We start from the raw sequence: 17946 nt of genomic DNA, 5'->3' as shown, positions 1-17946 counted from the left end.
TTTTAAACTTAAGAATACTTATAAGGCATTATAAAACATAAATAATTCTCGAATTTTAAGCATGAATTATTTATGATCAAGATCAACAATAAAGTAGGTAACCTGAGAATAAAATGGAACGTTTTTTTCATAATACGATGTATGCCGCACGCTGGATCTTAGCTCCTGTCTATTTTGGTTTATCATTCGCTTTATTATTGCTGGCCTTAAAATTCTTTCAGGAAGTGATTCATGTCCTGCCGCATATCTTTGAATATACTGAAGCTGACCTGATCCTGGTGATTCTATCCCTGGTTGATATGACCATGGTTGGTGGACTTATTGTGATGGTAATGTTTTCAGGTTATGAAAATTTCGTTTCACAACTCAAAATCGATGAAAATAAAACCCGCCTGAACTGGCTCGGCACTATGGATGCCAATTCGCTTAAACTCAAAGTTGCGGCTTCCATCGTAGCTATTTCTTCGATTCATTTACTGCGTATTTTTATGGATGCTCGTAACGTCGAGAATGACAAAATCATGTGGTACATCATCATGCATCTGACTTTTGTGATTTCTGCATTTATTATGGGTTATCTGGATAAACTCACCAAGCATTAAAACATAGACATTAAAAAGCCCCGATTATAGGGGCCTTTTTATATCGGCGAATTAACTAAAAAATTATAGATAGTCACCTTCTCGTTCCGGCTGATACAGCACCTTTTCAATCGTGACTTTCATCAACTGACCATCAGGTTGTGGCCATTCAATGGTCTGTCCTTCTGCCAGGCCCAAGATTGCAGTTCCAATCGGTGCTACGACATTCACCTGCCCTTTTTCACCTTTAAACTCATGTGGGTAGACCAGGGTAATTTCTACAGGCTCCGTTGATGGTGCAATGGTCAGCAATGCACGCGCATGCATGGTCACCACATTGCTTGGCATGTCCTCTGGCTTGACCACTTCAGCACGAGCCAGTTCATCTTCCAGCTGAAGCATGGTCTCACTGAGCTTGTCCTGATTTTCAAGCATGGTTTCGAGACGCTCCAAATCCTGTTCAGATAAAATAATTTTTGGTTTAGCCATTCTTACTACCTTGATTAATGAATGATTGAATAGTCTTTAAAAAGCAAATGAATCTAGGTTCTAAGTGATTAATCGAATTAAATTAAGTTCAAATGTAAAAAAATCTTTTTTAGCTGCTAAAAAATTGTAGCTTAACTCAGAAGCTGTAGCTGTTTTTTAAAGAATGTAACCAGTTTTAGAAAAACTCAATACTCTTTTCGAAATCAGATTTATAGGATCTGTATTTCTCAACTTTTTTATAAAAGGATAAGTATTTTATATACAGGATTGATTAGGCTTTGATCTTATCTTCTCTTTTAACTGATCATAAAAGTGAGCAGCAGAAGATGAGTTAGAAAAAATATCACTCAATAAAAAAGCCCCCTTGAGGGGGCTTTTCTCAAGTTAGGCTTATTTAGCGTAAACAGGGAATTTAGCGCAAACAGCAGCAACTTTTTCTTTAACAGCAGCGATCACAGCTTCATCGCCTTTAGCATCAAGGATGTCAGCGATCCAACCAGCAAGTTCACGAACTTCTGATTCACCGAAACCACGAGTCGTTACAGCAGGTGTACCGATACGGATACCTGAAGTCACGAATGGAGAACGTGGATCGTTTGGTACAGAGTTTTTGTTCACAGTGATGTGAGCAGCACCTAACCAAGCGTCAGCATCTTTACCAGTGATATCTTGTTTGATCAGAGACAACAAGAACAGGTGGTTTTTAGTGCCGCCAGATACAACATCGTAACCGCGTTCGATTAGAACTTCGGCCATAGCTTGAGCATTTTTAACCACTTGTTGCTGGTATGCTTTGTATTCAGGTGCCATTGCTTCTTTGAAGCAGATTGCTTTAGCAGCAACCGCGTGAACCAGAGGACCACCTTGGTTACCTGGGAATACAGCTGATTGAAGTTTTTTCTCGATTTCTTCGTTTGCTTTCGCAAGGATCAGACCTGAACGAGGACCACGAAGAGTTTTGTGGGTAGTCGTTGTTGTTACGTCAGCAATTTGCACTGGGCTTGGGTAAACACCAGCAGCAACCAGACCAGCGACGTGAGCCATATCTACGAATAAGTAAGCGCCAACTTTGTCCGCGATGTCACGGAAACGTTGCCAATCTACGATTTGGCTGTATGCAGAGAAACCAGCTACGATCATACGTGGTTTGTGTTCTACAGCTAAACGTTCAACTTCTTCATAATCGATCTCACCAGTTTCTGGGTTTAGACCGTATTGAATTGCATTGTAAGTTTTACCAGAGAAGCTTACTTTCGCACCGTGAGTCAAGTGACCACCGTGAGCCAAGCTCATACCCAATACTGTGTCGCCTGGGTTAAGCAGCGCTAAATAAACTGCAGAGTTTGCTTGAGAACCAGCATGTGGCTGAACGTTAGCATAATCAGCACCAAATAATTCTTTAGCACGGTCAATTGCCAATTGTTCAATGACATCTACATATTCACAACCGCCATAGTAGCGTTTGCCTGGGTAGCCTTCTGCATATTTGTTAGTGAGTTTTGATCCTTGAGCTTCCATTACTGCTGGTGAGCAATAGTTTTCAGAAGCGATCAACTCGATGTGCGCTTCTTGGCGTGCATCTTCGTTAGAGATTGCTTGAGCGATTTCTGGATCAAATTCAGCAATAGAGATATTGGCAAACATTAGCGAGGTCCTATTAAATTAGGGCTTTTAAGCCGTGCTAAGATTGGCGCGTATTGTAACATGAACTTTGCCAATTTCGACCATGAACTTTATTCAGTTTGCAATAAAAAATAGCTCATGCTTAAAAAACATGAGCTATAGAGATAAAAATAAGTTATTGAATTGGCATTAGAGATTTTACATCTGAAATAATATTAGCAATATTCAGTGCATAGACGCTGCCATGGTCCCATGAACCGTCCGTAATATAGCGTACCGAGGTTTGTTTCTGATTCGCTAAGCTCACTAAAACATCTGTTGCAGCCTTTGGAACAGTAGGATCCGCCTCTCCTTGATAAATAATCACAGGTGTAGACACTTTAACCTGTAAAGGCTGAGAGTCTTTTTCCAGGAAATTCTTCACTACTGAAATAGTCATAAAATTAGCTTGAGTACGCGGATATCCTTCCAGATTTCCATTGGTTTGGGCATAAGCTCCCATTGCCGTACCGAATTTGTTGCCTAATACATCATAACAATCTGTTTCAGCATTCTTGGCAATCTCGTCTGTTGGTGTTTTAAAAACCTGACTATATTGCAGATTTGGATTCGGATTACGCAATCCCGCGACGATCAGCGCGGTAAAAGTATCTAAAGATGCTAGAGTTTGAATTTTTTTATTCAGATCTGTTTCTTGTCCAGCTTGAGCCTCACCACCTGCCAAAATCAAACTGAAATTAGAAGCAGGAGCTAAAGCTACCGTACCTTTATAAGTCATTTGAGAAGCACGTGCTGCATATTGGGCAGCACCTAAAGCCGCTTGACCACCTTGAGAATGACCGACAGCCATCCATTGATTAGAAGCATCCGAACCTAAATAGTCTTTTGCTGCGACTACAGCATCGGTAATCGAATAAGCTTCACTCTTAAGATTAAGGAAAGGATGAAGTTCTTTTCCACCCGGCTCTCCTAAACCTTCATAATCAGGTGCAACGACCACATATCCAGCTTGAAGAAATCCGGCAATCATATTTTTGATATAAGGATTTATTTCATTGCGACTTGGCGCACACTGATCGGCCACACCCGTTGTACCATGTGCCCATGCCACTATCGGCCAACCTTTTGCAGGAGGCGTTCCTTTTGGAGTGAAAAGCAGTGCCGTCGCTTGGGTTTCCTTATTATTAGTACCTAACATCTTATAGGTCATGACCACACTTTCATCAGCAACAGCAGACAAATCTGTTTTGTTATAGGCTACAGGTGTTGCCACTACAGGATTGTCGATATTATTTACGGGGATAGCAGGTTTGGATTCATAATAACGATCATCATCGCTATCATTACAGGCAGTTAAAGCTACGCTTAGCGCGAGTAGAGAACCAGTCAATACATGACGTTTCATCGATCTTATCCTTGTCTTAATTATTATCTCTCATGATTTTTATAGTTTTATCTTTATCCGTTGATAAAAATAGACATTAATTTCCCAAGTTATTTCATTAAATACAAGAGATTATTTTGTTATTTTTCTAATAAATAGTGATTTAATTTATGACCATTCCGATACGATAAATTTAAGTTTTGGAAATATTTACATAAACTTTAAAAACTATTATTTATGAGTCTAGATTACAAATGTTCTGTATCAGTCAAAAAGTCTGCAATTAAAGATGAAATCCGGCATTTCAATTGTCAGGATCGAAACAATAATGTTAGATTTTGATATCCACTTTTTTCAGGCATATTTTCGTCATGCAGGCTATCATTCTCGATACTGAAACCCATACCTTGAATGGTCAACCCATTGAAATTGCCTATGCGCCTGTAGAGATCATAGATCATAAAATCAGTCTGGATAAAAGCCGCTTGTTTGATCAGCTTTATTCATGCGACGAACCAATTTCCTTTGCAGCAATGGCTGTACACCATATTCTGCAGTCCGATTTGGAAGGACAACCGCACTACAGCAGCTTTGAACTTCCGCAAGAAACCACTTATATCATTGGCCATAATATTGATTATGATATTCGTGCCCTAGAAAAATGTGGCGTCGATTCATCGAATATTAAAGCAATTTGTACCCTTGCCCTCGCCCGCCTGGTTTGGCCAGAGGCAGAAGCACATAATATCTCTGCATTAATCTATATGATTACCAAAGGCAGTGAACGCGCTCGGGAAATGATCCGTAAAGCCCATCGCGCCGATATGGATATCATTTTGACAGCGAATATCCTGATGCATATTGTGCATCACCTGAAAATCAGCAGTATTGAAGAACTCTATGAGGCATCTGAAGATGCGCGTATTCCACGGACCATCAATTTTGGTAAGCACCGTGGCACTGCGATTGTTGATCTTCCTGCTGACTATGTTCAGTGGCTCCTTCGTCAGGATGATTTAGATCCCTATCTACGCAAAGCATTGGAAAATACAGCGATCCTTACGCTATAAATGAAATTTTTTCGTCCCTCTTTAAATATGGAGAGGGATTTTTAACTAATAATGTTTTTTTTATTCAGTAAGTGAAATAAAGTATTTTAAAGATGACTACCTTAGTCTTTAAAGCTCTTAACTAATCGATATTCAGAATAAAAATAGATACAAATCAATATTAATTTATTGATTTTTAATAATTTAATATTTAATCCTTTCTAACGCCTAACTGTTCTTATACTTTAGCGTGATAGAACACACCTCTAAACAGGTGCATATAGGAAATAATATAAATTAATCCTCTTTCTTCCTATGCAATATTATCTTGAATTCGATGCCTTTGATAATCCCATGCAGCTCAGTAAAGTGGGTAATTGGGTGATCACCTTTTTAAGTCCAGCTGAAGAATTGGACACTATACAACTTGCGATTACTTATGTACTGCCACGCCAGATCAGTGACGCATTACAGCCACGACGGGTATTAATTCAAAAGAGTTCAATTGAACATCATTGGCTAATTCAAACAATTGAATGTTTTGACAGCGCGACCAATCAGGAAGTTCATATCAGGCCGGCAGATGAACTGGGACAGCAAACACTTCATCAAATTCTGGACGAGTTTGACCGTTATGATGTAAATGTCACATTAAAAGTTTTCTGAAATAATACTTTTCTCAGAGCGTATTTTTGAAGAAGTTAATTTATATCATATATGTAGAGTTTGATGTTATTTAATATAAAAAATTATAAAACTGAGAAATGATAGGAATTTATCCAATCTCTTCTAATTAAATTTATCAGTTTTTATTCTGCATCAAACTATTTAATAAAGAAGCTGAACTAAGATATCAAAATCAAGCTCATCATTTGATGAGCTATATCTTTTTTAAGGGTCGCAAAGCAGCTTAATGAATCCCGGATCTTTATTTAGGATCCAAAACACGATAGATACAGTCAGTCTGCTCACTGGCAAATAACAGTTCAATCGTTGGCCTGATAATTTCATCATCCACTACAATATATTCAACTTGCTGTTCCAAACGCTGGGACGGATCACTATGCTGAGCACCAGCACGTAGTAATGCTTTTACATTCAGGATTTTGCCATACTGGTTTTTGACTCGCACTTCAATTAAATCTTCTGTCATCGTCATACCTCCCTTTATTGGCATTATTAAATTTGCTTGTCTGAATTCTTATAACATAGTTATTTGAAAGGCTTTCAAACGAATATGTAAGATTTTTTAGCGAGCACCTTTTATTGACTATATAGTCGCTAATGAAGAATGTGCTATACAAATAAATGAGTCAAAATGGCTTTGTTGCACAAACCTATCTGTAAAGGCTTTTTCAGCGATATAATTTTCAAATGAAGAAGCCTACACATAAAATCTACCGCACAACCAATTGGCCCGCATATAACCGAGTACTCATGAGTCGCGGAAATATTGCCATTTGGTTTGATCCTGCTACGCAATGGTATGCTCCATCAAAAGGCAAACAAGGGCGAAATCAAACCTACTCCGACGCAGCTATCCAATGCTGCTTAATGATTAAATCCTTATTCCGTCTATCTTTACGTATGGTCACTGGCTTTGTGCAAAGTCTGATTGAACTTTGCGGATTAAATTGGACCGCACCAGATTACAGTACGCTTTGTAGAAGACAAAAGCATATTGATATTGCAATCAGCTACCAAAAAAGTAGTGAGGGGCTGCATCTACTTGTAGACTCTACAGGCATGAAGTTTCTAGGTGAGGGCGAATGGAAACGCAAGAAACATGGAGCTGAATATCGTCGCCAATGGCGTAAACTACATATTGGTATAGATGCCAAAACCCTACAAATACGCGCTATTCAGCTCACGACCAATAATGTCAGTGATTCACAGGTGCTTGGTGATTTACTTAATCAGATTCCACAAGATGAGCAGATTGACTCTGTTTATACCGATGGAGCTTATGACACCAAGCAATGCCGTCAGGTCATTGCAGATCGGCAAGCACATGCGGTGATTCCACCTAGAAAAAATGCGAAACCATGGAAAGATAGAAAGAGTAGCTCGCTAGAGCGAAATGAATTACTTCGAACAGTTAAACGTTTAGGCAGGACATTATGGAAAAAATGGTCAGGCTATCATCGCCGCAGTTTGGTGGAAACCAAGATGCATTGCATCAAATTATTAGGCGATAAATTAATGGCAAGAAGCTTTCCTAGTCAGGTGAATGAAATTCATGCACGTGTAGCAGTCCTCAACCGATTTACGGAATTAGGTCGACCACTTACCCAAATTACGCCTTAAATTTGGCTCAATTAGGGGCGCTTTGCATTTCAAATCTTTGTGCAACAAAGCCAGTCAAAATTATTAATAAATCTCGCTTAAAATTTTGCATTAAAAAGCCCGCATCGCTGCGGGCTCTGTGTTGGATGGCTAGTGCTAGATTTATTGCCTGAACGTAAGTTCCAGCTCAACTAACTGTCATTGATCCGTCCAACTTATTGGTAGCGTCGTTTCGTTTTATGACCTACCATGAGTTCAATATAGCAGGATTTTTTTTACCTACAATACGCTTTTACACTTCTAAAAGAAGACTTATACAATATTTAAATTGTGCTTTTTCAAAAGCAGATTAGAATATTTTGGCTGGATCAATAGAGTACTACAAACAACTCTATTCTTTTCTATCTCTATACCCTATCTATTTAAATTTTAATAAAAATATTCTTTATTTATATGAAAAATGAATAATTTTATCTAGATACAATTTCAAGTCTTAAGTAAACGAATTCGCTATTAAGGCGATTGATTAGCCACTAAAAGTAATAGCGAAAACCAAATTGATAAGTAACCCCATTTAAGTCCAGATCATCACTCTTGCCAGAGACACATGCGCCATTCATACAAATCTTGGCATCACGGTTAAACATCCATTGATAACCAAAAGATCCAAATAAATCTGCTTCAGGAGCAACTTTATAACCGACTTCCAGTGCAACAGGAATTGTAAAATAATCCAATTCAAGATCGATTCGACCAAGATCTGCATCCGTTTCACTTTCATCTACCCAGCTCATTCCCAAGCCTATAGAAACTGCTGAATAAAGCTGATCATTTTCCAGAAATTTATTTTTTATCCCAATTGCAACTTGATTGTAATCAATATCTGAACTTTGAAATTTATATTCGGCCCATAAGCTGGCCGTCGGATGGGATTGATATTCACCATTAATAAACAGCCCATCGAATGATTCCGTACCAAAAAAACTGTCTGCCCCTATTTTTGAACCGGCGTAGCCAAAAGCTAAAGAGTACTGACTTATTAGGTTTTCTTGAGCATGATAAGATGTAGTTGTAATTACTGCTTTATCTATTGGAACAGGATTACCATGTTGAATAGCTAAAGGTGTATTCGCTCCAGCAACTGAAGAAGCCCCAATCATTACCCCAATGAATAATAGTTTTTTCATATCTATGTCTCATTTTTATTGTGAGCATAAGATACTAATTTTTTAAGAGAAAAACTACTCAGCACATCTATTTCACATCTATTTATAGAAACAACAATTTATGAGATTAAACAGACTATAAATACAACAATGTAATTCATCCACTTTTATAGAATTAAAGGACTAGGGCGACTTATACATACATATATATTCCCAAGAGGTAATTCCCGATGGCTAAACCAGATGAAGAACTGAATGAAGAGTTTCCAGAAGAAGAATTAGATCCACAAGAGAAACAGGATCGAGAGATTCAACGCGGTCAGTTAGGCGTGAATCAAGACCCTCAGGTGAAAAGAGATCAAATACGTCAAAAACATCAGGATGAAGAGGAAGAGAATCCATAATTTATTTTATAAATCTGGAATTGTTTTTTTAGTCTAATGAGATAAGTGAACTAATAAAATGATGGTGCGCTCAGCGGGACTCGAACCCACGCCACAGGCTTCGGAGACCTGTACTCTATCCAGTTGAGCTATGAGCGCGCGATGCACATCATAACAAAAAAATGCATAAGGTAAAGCAACTATCTATAACTTCGTTATTTTTATGCCTATCCTTTATACAGTGTGCCAAAACAGCAACAGAGAATTCCATGTGAATGACTTGGTTTATTCTGCAAGATCACTCACAATATCTCAACTTTTCACCATTTGAGATCTCTATGACTGATGCGCTGACATTAAGGGATTTGTCGAAGACCTATGGAAATGGTTTTCAGGCACTTAAAGGAATCAACTTAACTGTACCTGAAGGTGAATTCTATGCTCTGTTAGGACCTAATGGCGCGGGCAAGTCCACTACTATTGGTATTATCAGTTCATTAACAAGAAAAACCTCTGGAACCGTTGAAATTTTTGGTCACAATCTGGACACCCACCCTTCTGAAGCCAAACAATGTTTAGGCGTAGTACCCCAAGAATTTAACTTCGCCCAGTTTGAAAAAACCTTTGATATTCTGGTTACTCAAGCCGGTTACTACGGTATTCCAAAAAAAATTGCCCAAGCTCGTGCTGAAGAATACTTAAATAAACTGGGTCTTTGGGAAAAACGCTCTACTCAAGCTCGTATGCTTTCAGGGGGTATGAAACGCCGCTTGATGATTGCCCGTGCGATGATGCATGAACCAAAATTACTGATTCTGGATGAACCGACCGCTGGTGTAGATATCGAATTGCGTCGTTCCATGTGGGATTTTCTTAATGAAATGAACAATAATGGTACTTCTATTATTTTAACGACTCATTATCTGGAAGAAGCAGAGATGTTATGTCGTCGGATTGCCATCATCGACCGTGGTGTGATCAAAGAAGATACCACCATGAAAAATTTCCTGAATCAGCTCAATGAAGAATCCTTTATCTTCGATCTGGCTGCACCTATTGAGCCATTAAATATTGAAATTATTGGTGTGAAATTTAATTTAGTTGATCCAATGACCCTAGAAGTGACACTGGATAAAGCCCATTCCATGAATGATTTGTTCCAGTTACTGGAATCACAGAACATTCAGGTACGCAGTATGCGTAACAAGTCAAACCGCTTAGAAGAACTATTTGTGAAAATGGTCGAGAAAAATCTGGATGGAGCTGCACAATGAATATAAATCAGCTCGGCGTCGCCTTATATACCATCGTTCATAAAGAAGTTCGCCGCTTTATGCGGATCTGGCCACAAACTCTGTTGCCACCAGCAATTACCATGAGTCTATATTTCGTGATCTTCGGTAATCTGGTCGGTTCACGTATTGGGGAAATGGGCGGCTATAGTTATATGGAGTTTATTGTCCCTGGTCTGATCATGATGGCGGTGATTACCAATAGTTATGCCAATGTCTCTTCCAGCTTCTTTAGCTCAAAATTTCAGAAAAGCATTGAAGAGCTAATCATGAGTCCAGTACCTTTACATGCCATTTTATGGGGATATGTATTGGGTGGTGTAATTCGTGGTCTGTTGGTTGCGATTATTGTCAGTGCCATGAGCCTGTTTTTTGCAGACCTTTATATTACCAACTGGTTTGTGACTATATATACAGTACTCATTACCTCGCTATTATTCTCTCTAGGCGGTTTTATTAATGCTGTCTATGCCAAATCTTTTGATGATATCTCGATCATCCCGACTTTTGTACTCACACCACTGACCTATTTAGGCGGTGTGTTTTATGCGATTTCAGCCTTAAGTCCGTTCTGGCAAAATCTCTCTTTAGTTAACCCGATCGTATATATGGTCAATGCGTTCCGTTTCGGCATTTTAGGTCATAGCGATGTCAATGTTTCCATTTCATTGGTCGTGATTACTTTCTGGTGTGCCGTGCTTTACGGTATTGCTTACTATTTATTGTCTCGTGGTTCAGGAATGCGTGAATAATGAGTGTAGAAAATTCTCTCCTTGGTAAAGACACCAACTACCCAACAGAATATCAGCCCGATATTTTGTTCCCGATTTCCCGTGCGCCTGCCCGTGAAAAATATGCCCATGTTGAAGCTATTCAGCAAGGCAAAGACTGGTGGCATGTTTTTGAAATTTCTTGGTTAAATGCTATTGGCGTGCCTCAAGTGGCGATTGGTCGGATTACCCTGCCAGCATTTTCCCCAAATCTCATTGAATCAAAATCTTTAAAGCTGTATTTCAATAGCCTGAACTTTGCCAAGTTTGATTCGAAAGAGGCTTTTATTACAACTGTTGAAAAAGACCTCTCAAAAGCTGCTGGTGCTGAAATCACACTGGATCTTTTCCATGTTGATGAACTTGAAATTTCTAAGCCTGAGGGTATCTGTATTGATGACCTGACTCCGGAACGCCTGGAAAATCATCCGGACGCTTCTTTATTGTCTTTAGATCAGCAAAGCGATGAAAATATCGAAGTGCAACTCTATTCACATTTATTAAGAAGTAACTGCCCAGTCACTGGACAACCGGACTGGGGTACAGTATTTATACGCTATCAGGGCAAAAAACCTTGTTATAAGAGTATTTTGGCTTATATTATTTCGTATCGTCAGCACAACGGTTTTCACGAACAATGTGTGGAACAGATGTTTGCCGATATCTGGCACAATCTGAAACCGGAAAAGCTGATGGTATATGCGACCTATACACGCCGTGGTGGATTGGATATCAACCCTTGTCGTGTATCGGATTCCACATGGATGCCTCGCCCTATTCGTTTAGCGCGACAATAAAAAACATTGAGGTTTAAGAATGCCTTTTTTTGGTTTTATTCCTTCTGCAGAACTATTAAATACAATTCAGACTGCACAGAAAAATAAAAACTCGAGTGAACCGCTTTATCCACTGCGTGATAAAACCGCATTAATGATTAATGATGAAATTATTGATGCAATTCTCACGGAACTGGTACGCCGTTTTCCTGCGAGCGAAAAACGCGATACGGCAGAAAAACTGGCGGGCTATATCAAGTCCACTGTGGCAGTGTTACTGAAACAGTTGCTGGGTAAAGCGCCAAATGAAGTCGTCAAAGAGTCGATTGCTTTTTCTGAACGCAGCCTGTTTAAAGATCCGGAAGGAAACTTCCGTATTGGTGAGTCTCTGGATGCCAATCTGGTCACCAACCTAAAACACCATTATGCAGCATTAAAAGCTGGCCAAAGTGTCGATAAGCAGAGTCTCAGCAATCTGTACAAACAGTTTGGTGAAGCAACTGTACGTCATTTTATGGTCGACTTTAATAAAACCTTAGATTTAGGCATGATTAAACGCAAGGCTGCTGATATTGGTGCTTCAGCTGTAATCAAAGCGATTAATATTGCAGCAGATAAAATCATCCTGAATTTAAATAAGGATGAGTTGCAGGCGATGGCAGAATATCACGACACTTTATTCTTTACTGAATAAAGCCGCACATTTATTCAAATAATGTAGATTAAGCCTGACTTCAGTCAGGCTTTTTTGTGGCTTAAGAAATAGCTTGTTACAGTTATTGTGAACTAAAATACAAAATGCTGAAAAAACAACCAACCCTTTCCTATTTTTAAGGGAGTTTATATGACTCCTATTCATCAGAATGTTATCTTTAATCTCGCCTCTAATGCCAGAAAACTGAGAAAAGTAAATTGATCTTTTTCATGGCACGATTCAAATGACATAGCCACAAATTCACCAAAAAATTGGAAATCATACCAAGATGTTGAAATCGAATTTTTATAAAAAATTGAAGCAACTTTCGATCCTTGTCAGTGCATTCGGACTCAGTAGTTTAAGCCTGGCCAACGATTTTCAATATCATCCTTCTTATGCCAGTTTCAAGCAGAACACCATGCAGACTTATGGTCTAAGTGCTCAGCAAGTAGACAGTGCAATGACGGGAGCAAAAAATCTTCCAAATATTATCAATATCATGAATCGTCCAGGTGAAAGTAAGCCATGGTATGCCTATAAGACCAATTTTCTGTCTGAAGGTACGATTCAACGTGGTGTACGTTTCAAGCAGCAATATGCTGCAACACTAAATCGCGCTGAGCAGCAGTTTGGTGTACCACAATCGATCATTTTGGGTATTTTAGGGGTTGAGACCGGTTTTGGCAGCAACAAGGGTTCATTTGTGACCCGTGATGCACTAGCAACTCTTGGCTTTGGTTATGAACGTCGTGCGCAATACTTTCAGGATGAACTGGCGGCATTGATCGCATGGTCATATAAGGATGGTGTGTCAGCATCCTCGATCGTGGGTTCTTATGCGGGTGCGGTCGGTTATCCGCAGTTTATGCCAAGTAATATTCCAAAGTATGGGGTCGACTATGATGGCAATGGCCATATCGATCTACGTAATTCTGCGGTAGATGCGATTGGTTCAATTGCAAACTATCTGGCTCAAAATGGCTGGCAACGTGATCAGCCGATTGCCTTTCCTGCCCGTTATAGCGGTTCGAATCCTGATTCTGTTATCGCCAAAGATCTCACACAGCCAACGCCTTATGGTGTAATCAAAACCCAAAGGATCAGTCCGATGAATCCGATTGTTCGTATTGATGATCTTGATATGGTCAATGTCATTCAATTACAAGAAAATTACGGACCGATTTACTATATTACTTATCCAAATTTTCAAGTGATTACCACATACAATCGTAGTCGTATGTATGCCACTGCATTGTGGCTTTTAGGTACAGAAATTACGAGCCGATAACAGTAAAAATTACTACATACTATTAAAGTCAAGATTTTTATTAAACAAAATGCCTAAATTTTAGGCATTTTTTACTTCTTGTTACAATATTGATTATTTTTTAATCACTCATTGTTTATTTTGCGTACTTTTTTTAACTATTTTAATTAAACACTAGACAGCCAGTTGCCAGCATGAATATTATCCAATTCGTTAAATGTAGTTGCATAAGTTAAATATCAGGCATGTTTATAGGGTTATCAGCTACTTAGGCCCAATCTAATGAAACATGCTGTTAGGAGTTGATTCAATGCATTCTTCTTTTCTGAAGTATTTTATGGCCATCGCCGCGACCGTTACCCTAACGCAATCGCAAGCAGATATGGTTCAGTCATCATCATTCAATAATGATCATGACAATTCGCGTCTTGCAGCGCGTGTATTAAACAAAGAAGCTCAAAGCTTCAATTCAAATTTCACAAATTTGAACAGCCTTTCAATCACTGAGCGTTCTGGCGATAAAGTTCGTCGTCAAACCATTGCAGCAAAAATTGCAATTCCTGCAGAAGAGCCTTCAGTGATTGAGAAACTGAACAATGTTGCTTCAAACACAGTTCGTAAATTCAGTCAGACAGGTACAGCATCTTGGTATGGTCGTCAGTTCCATGGCCGTAAAACTGCCAGTGGTGAAACATTCGATATGAATGCAATGACTGCTGCACACCGTAGCCTGCCATTAAACTGCTTTATCCGCGTGACCAACAAAAACAATGGTAAGAGCGTGGTTGTGAAGGTGAATGACCGTGGTCCATTCCATGGCAATCGTGTTCTAGATTTATCTTACGGTGCTGCTAAACAGCTTGGTATTACCAATGCTGGTACTGCACATGTCAATATTGAGCGTGTAGATGGTCCAAACTCATAAGATTTGACCGCTCTACATTTAACTCAAAAGCCACAGTCATGTGGCTTTTTTATTTGGTGATGTAGAGCAGGAATTCGAACTGCTTTTATCCTTAATACTGTCGATGTTATTCCATTCAGGTATAAGCCTTCTCTAACCCTTATCAACCCACTATCGATTTCATTTTGACCATACCTCCAAACTGTTTTATATTTTGAAAACTAACAGTACGTTCATGGATGGGAGCGATAGAATGAAAACAATATCCGAATGGTTAGATGAATATAGTGAAAGTCATCAAAACAAAACCAACAAACTGATCCATTGGGTCTGCGTGCCTACCATCTATTTTTCCATTATTGGAATCATGGCGCACTTTAGCGCTTTACTGACTGCCCTGCTCTTGGTTCTGGCTTTTGTGTTTTATGCACGTTTAGATATCGTACTGGCTGTAGCAATGGCAGCGCTAACCCTGATGATGGCCTGGTTCATCTGGGTTTTACCTGTAGGTGTCGGTTTCTTTATAGCCTTGTTTGTTTTTGCCTGGATTGGGCAATTTTATGGACACAAAGTCGAAGGTAAAAAGCCTTCTTTCTTTAAAGACCTTCAATTCCTTCTCATTGGCCCGTTATGGTGCATGGATGCCTATTTAGGCAAAGTCCTACCTAAATGGAAATCTCGTCAATCTGAGGCAATACAGTGCACTTAAAGCGTATGTAATATCATTACATTTATAAAACCAAGGAAAATTCCCTTATTGATAGGTTTTTCCTTGGTGTTTTAACCAACCGCTGATGTGCTTATTGGATGGATCATGATGGGTCCAATGAATCACCCCACCTTTGTCGCTATATTCATATTCACCAAAAAACTCAACCTGATCACCTTTTTGAATATTCTGGATGCGTGGCGCCAGATCAATATTGTGCGCAACCAATACAGTTTGACCAGTAGATAATTCCAGAATAAATTTCTGATGACGGGAACCTTCATTATCATCTTTTAATAACGCTACCACCTTACCGCTCGCCTGAACCTGAAGATCACTTTGTCTTTGCTGGTAAGCTTGCTCTATACGCTGGGTATCATCAGAAACCTTATGCGTACTTTTTTGAACATTAGGCTGCTCTTGAATCGCAACTTCTGCTGAAGGTACAAAAGTATTGGTCTGTTGTTTAGATTCTGATAAATCCAGACCTAAATAAGCAGCCACCAAAAGTGCAATGACAGCCCCGATCCCCATATTGGTTTTATTTGCCATAATTTCTCCTTGATCATTCTTTATTTAGTCATAAAAAAAGCCCCATTCGGGGCTTTTTTCTAATTCGTTACCGAATTATTTTGCAGCAGCCTGAGCAGCAGCAACTTCTTCAGCGAAAGAAAGCTCAGCTTTCTTCTCGATACCTTCACCCACTTCGAAACGAACGAAGTTAGCAACAGTAGTACCAGTCGCTTTAAGAACTTCAGCAACTTTCTTGTCGTTGTCGATTACGTATTGTTGACGCTCAAGAACAACTTCGTTCAAGTATTTCTCAACAGAACCTACAACCATTTTCTCAACGATGTTTGCTGGTTTGCCAGATTCAAGTGCTTTAGCTTCAGCGATTTCTTTTTCTTTCGCGATAAGGTCAGCAGGAACTTGTTCAGCGTTTACAGCAACCGGATTGAATGCAGCAATGTGCATTGCCAAACCTTTACCAGTTTCAGCATCACCTGAGTAAGATACAACCACACCGATACGAAGACCGTGTTTGTAAACAGCAAGGTTTTCACCTTCAACAATTTTCGCACGACGTACTTGGATGTTTTCACCGATTTTTTGAACTAGCGCAATACGAGCTTCTTCTACAGTAGCGCCATCTTCAAGTTTAAGTTCAGCGATTTTAGCAGCGTCAGTTTCGTTTGCAGCAAGTGCAGCAGCAGCAACTTTCGCAGAGAAACCAGCAAAGTTTTCGTCTTTAGCAACGAAGTCAGTTTGGCAGTTTACTTCTAGAAGGATTGCTTTGTTGCCTTCTTGAGCAATTGTGATCGCGCCGTCAGCAGCAATGTTACCAGCTTTTTTAGCTGCTTTTGCTTGACCAGATTTACGAAGGTTGTCGATCGCTAATTCGATGTCACCACCAGCTTCTGTCAAAGCTTTTTTACATTCCATCATTGCTAGACCAGTACGATCACGCAGTTCTTTAACCATGCTTGCTGTAACTGCAGTCATGTTTATCTCCTAAATTCGGTAGAAAATGAATTCTTTTTAGAACAGAAACGGCCCAGAGGATTCTCATGGGCCGCCTGCATACATAACGCTTACTTTGCCACCATCACGTGTCGCAAAAATGACAAGCTAGCGTCTAACGCATTAAGCCTCAGAAGCAGGAGCTTCTTCTGCTTTAGCTTGTGCATTTGCTTGTGATTGAGCATATTCTTTACCAGCAAGAATCGCATCAGCCATAGCAGAAGCATAAAGTGTTACTGCACGGATCGCATCGTCGTTACCCGGAATAACGTAGTCTACGTTGTCTGGGTTAGAGTTAGTATCAACGATACCGATTACAGGAATACCAAGGTTTTTAGCTTCTTTAATTGCAATCGCTTCGTGATCAACGTCGATTACGAATAATGCGTCAGGTAAACCACCCATGTTTTTAACGCCGCCTAAAGCACGTTCAAGTTTTTCCATCTCACGGCTACGTTCTAAAGCTTCACGTTTAGTAAGTTTAGCGAAAGTACCGTCTTGAGATTGAGTTTGAAGGTCTTTTAAACGGTTGATAGATTGGCGAAGAGTTTTCCAGTTCGTCAACATACCACCTAACCAACGGTGATCTACGTATGGTTGACCAGCGCGTTGAGCTTGTTCACGGATGATTGCAGAAGCAGCACGTTTAGTACCAACGAACAAAACTTTGTTCTTTTTGCTAGCCAATTGGTTAGCGAAGTTCAAAGCATCATTTAACGCAGGAACAGTGTGCTCAAGGTTGATGATGTGAATTTTGTTACGCGCGCCAAAGATGTATTGACGCATTTTTGGGTTCCAGAAACGAGTTTGGTGACCAAAGTGCGCGCCAGCTTGTAGAAGGTCGCGCATGCTTACGTTGTAATCTGCCATTTTCTTTACCTTAAAGTTTGGGTTAGGCCTCCATATATCCGCATTCTCCACCCTTGCGGGCACCCAGAGTAATGTGACGATATATGTGCGGATTTTTAATACACCATTCCATCAGCCTCGCAAATATATTCACGAAAAAGCATTTGATAAAATGGGCGGCTATTTATACCATAGTCACA

At 39.6% G+C, this 17946-nt stretch carries 20 protein-coding genes and 1 tRNA gene; 12 read left to right on the top strand and 9 right to left on the bottom strand.

The features are described 5' to 3' along the window. Positions 1 to 113: 113 nt before the first annotated feature. Positions 114 to 602 carry a TIGR00645 family protein gene (locus AC4MCD_RS04940; protein WP_005236522.1) on the top strand — a complete coding sequence of 163 codons (489 nt, stop codon included), beginning with the start codon at positions 114 to 116 and terminating at the stop codon, positions 600 to 602. A 63-nt stretch (positions 603 to 665) separates the two neighbouring features. Here AC4MCD_RS04940 and rnk read toward each other — a convergent pair whose 3' ends face one another. From rnk to AC4MCD_RS04925, 3 genes are all read right to left on the bottom strand, one after another. Further along, a complete protein-coding gene (gene rnk / locus AC4MCD_RS04935) occupies positions 666 to 1070 on the bottom strand; it encodes a nucleoside diphosphate kinase regulator (RefSeq protein WP_491876677.1) in 405 nt (134 codons plus the stop codon). Between the two features lie 390 nt (positions 1071 to 1460). Next, entirely contained in the window at positions 1461 to 2714 is a 1254-nt protein-coding gene (glyA, locus tag AC4MCD_RS04930) for a serine hydroxymethyltransferase (RefSeq protein ID WP_004784306.1), read from the bottom strand. 154 nt (positions 2715 to 2868) lie between these two features. After that, entirely contained in the window at positions 2869 to 4098 is a 1230-nt protein-coding gene (locus tag AC4MCD_RS04925; RefSeq protein WP_419374670.1) for an alpha/beta hydrolase, read from the bottom strand. A gap of 350 nt (positions 4099 to 4448) precedes the next feature. Between AC4MCD_RS04925 and AC4MCD_RS04920 the strand changes: the two genes are divergently transcribed. After that, the gene (locus tag AC4MCD_RS04920; RefSeq protein ID WP_491876676.1) at positions 4449 to 5147 is read left to right on the top strand and encodes a putative quorum-sensing-regulated virulence factor; all 699 of its coding nucleotides are present in this window, start codon (positions 4449 to 4451) and stop codon (positions 5145 to 5147) included. A 294-nt stretch (positions 5148 to 5441) separates the two neighbouring features. Continuing rightward, a complete protein-coding gene (locus AC4MCD_RS04915) occupies positions 5442 to 5792 on the top strand; it encodes a hypothetical protein (protein ID WP_166135969.1) in 351 nt (116 codons plus the stop codon). Between the two features lie 262 nt (positions 5793 to 6054). Here the strand turns inward: AC4MCD_RS04915 and AC4MCD_RS04910 are convergent, their stop codons facing one another. Next, entirely contained in the window at positions 6055 to 6279 is a 225-nt protein-coding gene (locus tag AC4MCD_RS04910; protein WP_419365342.1) for a hypothetical protein, read from the bottom strand. A gap of 221 nt (positions 6280 to 6500) precedes the next feature. Here AC4MCD_RS04910 and AC4MCD_RS04905 point away from each other — a divergent pair, with 221 nt between their 5' ends. Then, positions 6501 to 7433, top strand: coding sequence for an IS5-like element IS17 family transposase (locus tag AC4MCD_RS04905; RefSeq protein WP_419365521.1), 933 nt, complete (start codon positions 6501 to 6503; stop codon positions 7431 to 7433). Between the two features lie 512 nt (positions 7434 to 7945). Here AC4MCD_RS04905 and AC4MCD_RS04900 read toward each other — a convergent pair. Then, positions 7946 to 8599 (bottom strand): hypothetical protein, encoded by a 654-nt coding sequence (locus tag AC4MCD_RS04900; RefSeq protein ID WP_491876675.1) that lies wholly within the window; start codon positions 8597 to 8599, stop codon positions 7946 to 7948. A gap of 209 nt (positions 8600 to 8808) precedes the next feature. Here AC4MCD_RS04900 and AC4MCD_RS04895 point away from each other — a divergent pair, with 209 nt between their 5' ends. Further along, positions 8809 to 8982, top strand: a complete 174-nt coding sequence (locus AC4MCD_RS04895) for a hypothetical protein (RefSeq protein WP_179993406.1) — start codon at positions 8809 to 8811, stop codon at positions 8980 to 8982. A gap of 62 nt (positions 8983 to 9044) precedes the next feature. Here AC4MCD_RS04895 and AC4MCD_RS04890 read toward each other — a convergent pair. Beyond that, positions 9045 to 9120: transfer RNA gene (locus AC4MCD_RS04890), tRNA-Arg, on the bottom strand. A 179-nt stretch (positions 9121 to 9299) separates the two neighbouring features. On the opposite strand from AC4MCD_RS04890, the gene AC4MCD_RS04885 reads away from it, so the two are divergent. The 7 genes from AC4MCD_RS04885 (at position 9300) to AC4MCD_RS04855 (ending at position 15376) form a co-directional block, all read left to right on the top strand. Beyond that, positions 9300 to 10235, top strand: coding sequence for an ABC transporter ATP-binding protein (locus AC4MCD_RS04885; RefSeq protein WP_180010723.1), 936 nt, complete (start codon positions 9300 to 9302; stop codon positions 10233 to 10235). Beyond that, positions 10232 to 11005 carry an ABC transporter permease gene (locus tag AC4MCD_RS04880; protein ID WP_180179032.1) on the top strand — a complete coding sequence of 258 codons (774 nt, stop codon included), beginning with the start codon at positions 10232 to 10234 and terminating at the stop codon, positions 11003 to 11005. The genes AC4MCD_RS04885 and AC4MCD_RS04880 overlap by 4 nt, the downstream gene beginning before the upstream one ends. After that, on the top strand, positions 11005 to 11820 hold the full coding sequence (queF, locus tag AC4MCD_RS04875; protein ID WP_491876674.1) for an NADPH-dependent 7-cyano-7-deazaguanine reductase QueF: 816 nt from the start codon (positions 11005 to 11007) through the stop codon (positions 11818 to 11820). Before AC4MCD_RS04880 ends, queF begins: the two co-directional genes overlap by 1 nt. Positions 11821 to 11839: 19 nt before the next feature. Next, positions 11840 to 12493: a hypothetical protein gene (locus AC4MCD_RS04870; protein WP_491876673.1), complete on the top strand. Its 654-nt coding sequence runs from the start codon at positions 11840 to 11842 to the stop codon at positions 12491 to 12493. A gap of 289 nt (positions 12494 to 12782) precedes the next feature. Beyond that, complete coding sequence (gene mltB, locus AC4MCD_RS04865) at positions 12783 to 13784, top strand: lytic murein transglycosylase B (RefSeq protein WP_491876672.1); 1002 nt, start codon at positions 12783 to 12785, stop codon at positions 13782 to 13784. Between the two features lie 289 nt (positions 13785 to 14073). Further along, a complete protein-coding gene (locus AC4MCD_RS04860; protein ID WP_004784482.1) occupies positions 14074 to 14688 on the top strand; it encodes a septal ring lytic transglycosylase RlpA family protein in 615 nt (204 codons plus the stop codon). A 232-nt stretch (positions 14689 to 14920) separates the two neighbouring features. Continuing rightward, complete coding sequence (locus AC4MCD_RS04855) at positions 14921 to 15376, top strand: Mpo1 family 2-hydroxy fatty acid dioxygenase (RefSeq protein WP_491876671.1); 456 nt, start codon at positions 14921 to 14923, stop codon at positions 15374 to 15376. A 45-nt stretch (positions 15377 to 15421) separates the two neighbouring features. On the opposite strand, the gene AC4MCD_RS04850 is transcribed toward AC4MCD_RS04855, so the two are convergent. The 3 genes from AC4MCD_RS04850 to rpsB all read right to left on the bottom strand — a co-directional run bounded on the left by AC4MCD_RS04850 (position 15422) and on the right by rpsB (position 17767). Beyond that, complete coding sequence (locus AC4MCD_RS04850; RefSeq protein ID WP_491876670.1) at positions 15422 to 15928, bottom strand: DUF3465 domain-containing protein; 507 nt, start codon at positions 15926 to 15928, stop codon at positions 15422 to 15424. Between the two features lie 75 nt (positions 15929 to 16003). Further along, positions 16004 to 16879 carry a translation elongation factor Ts gene (tsf, locus tag AC4MCD_RS04845; RefSeq protein WP_004784491.1) on the bottom strand — a complete coding sequence of 292 codons (876 nt, stop codon included), beginning with the start codon at positions 16877 to 16879 and terminating at the stop codon, positions 16004 to 16006. A gap of 141 nt (positions 16880 to 17020) precedes the next feature. Beyond that, entirely contained in the window at positions 17021 to 17767 is a 747-nt protein-coding gene (gene rpsB, locus AC4MCD_RS04840) for a 30S ribosomal protein S2 (protein ID WP_004784492.1), read from the bottom strand. Positions 17768 to 17946 lie beyond the last annotated feature (179 nt).

The organism is Acinetobacter sp. CAU_H_78 (assembly GCF_058599365.1).
The sequence above is the reverse complement of the archived record's forward strand: the minus strand, read 5'-3'. Positions and strand labels throughout refer to the sequence as shown.

What these genes read in the sequence shown, in the direction of transcription:
- AC4MCD_RS04940 (WP_005236522.1), top strand. Translation starts at nt 114, where the DNA reads ATGGAACGTTTTTTTCATAATACGATGTATGCCGCACGCTGGATCTTA.
- rnk (WP_491876677.1), bottom strand. Translation starts at nt 1,070, where the DNA reads ATGGCTAAACCAAAAATTATTTTATCTGAACAGGATTTGGAGCGTCTC.
- glyA (WP_004784306.1), bottom strand. Translation starts at nt 2,714, where the DNA reads ATGTTTGCCAATATCTCTATTGCTGAATTTGATCCAGAAATCGCTCAA.
- AC4MCD_RS04925 (WP_419374670.1), bottom strand. Translation starts at nt 4,098, where the DNA reads ATGAAACGTCATGTATTGACTGGTTCTCTACTCGCGCTAAGCGTAGCT.
- AC4MCD_RS04920 (WP_491876676.1), top strand. Translation starts at nt 4,449, where the DNA reads ATGCAGGCTATCATTCTCGATACTGAAACCCATACCTTGAATGGTCAA.
- AC4MCD_RS04915 (WP_166135969.1), top strand. Translation starts at nt 5,442, where the DNA reads ATGCAATATTATCTTGAATTCGATGCCTTTGATAATCCCATGCAGCTC.
- AC4MCD_RS04910 (WP_419365342.1), bottom strand. Translation starts at nt 6,279, where the DNA reads ATGACAGAAGATTTAATTGAAGTGCGAGTCAAAAACCAGTATGGCAAA.
- AC4MCD_RS04905 (WP_419365521.1), top strand. Translation starts at nt 6,501, where the DNA reads ATGAAGAAGCCTACACATAAAATCTACCGCACAACCAATTGGCCCGCA.
- AC4MCD_RS04900 (WP_491876675.1), bottom strand. Translation starts at nt 8,599, where the DNA reads ATGAAAAAACTATTATTCATTGGGGTAATGATTGGGGCTTCTTCAGTT.
- AC4MCD_RS04895 (WP_179993406.1), top strand. Translation starts at nt 8,809, where the DNA reads ATGGCTAAACCAGATGAAGAACTGAATGAAGAGTTTCCAGAAGAAGAA.
- AC4MCD_RS04885 (WP_180010723.1), top strand. Translation starts at nt 9,300, where the DNA reads ATGACTGATGCGCTGACATTAAGGGATTTGTCGAAGACCTATGGAAAT.
- AC4MCD_RS04880 (WP_180179032.1), top strand. Translation starts at nt 10,232, where the DNA reads ATGAATATAAATCAGCTCGGCGTCGCCTTATATACCATCGTTCATAAA.
- queF (WP_491876674.1), top strand. Translation starts at nt 11,005, where the DNA reads ATGAGTGTAGAAAATTCTCTCCTTGGTAAAGACACCAACTACCCAACA.
- AC4MCD_RS04870 (WP_491876673.1), top strand. Translation starts at nt 11,840, where the DNA reads ATGCCTTTTTTTGGTTTTATTCCTTCTGCAGAACTATTAAATACAATT.
- mltB (WP_491876672.1), top strand. Translation starts at nt 12,783, where the DNA reads ATGTTGAAATCGAATTTTTATAAAAAATTGAAGCAACTTTCGATCCTT.
- AC4MCD_RS04860 (WP_004784482.1), top strand. Translation starts at nt 14,074, where the DNA reads ATGCATTCTTCTTTTCTGAAGTATTTTATGGCCATCGCCGCGACCGTT.
- AC4MCD_RS04855 (WP_491876671.1), top strand. Translation starts at nt 14,921, where the DNA reads ATGAAAACAATATCCGAATGGTTAGATGAATATAGTGAAAGTCATCAA.
- AC4MCD_RS04850 (WP_491876670.1), bottom strand. Translation starts at nt 15,928, where the DNA reads ATGGCAAATAAAACCAATATGGGGATCGGGGCTGTCATTGCACTTTTG.
- tsf (WP_004784491.1), bottom strand. Translation starts at nt 16,879, where the DNA reads ATGACTGCAGTTACAGCAAGCATGGTTAAAGAACTGCGTGATCGTACT.
- rpsB (WP_004784492.1), bottom strand. Translation starts at nt 17,767, where the DNA reads ATGGCAGATTACAACGTAAGCATGCGCGACCTTCTACAAGCTGGCGCG.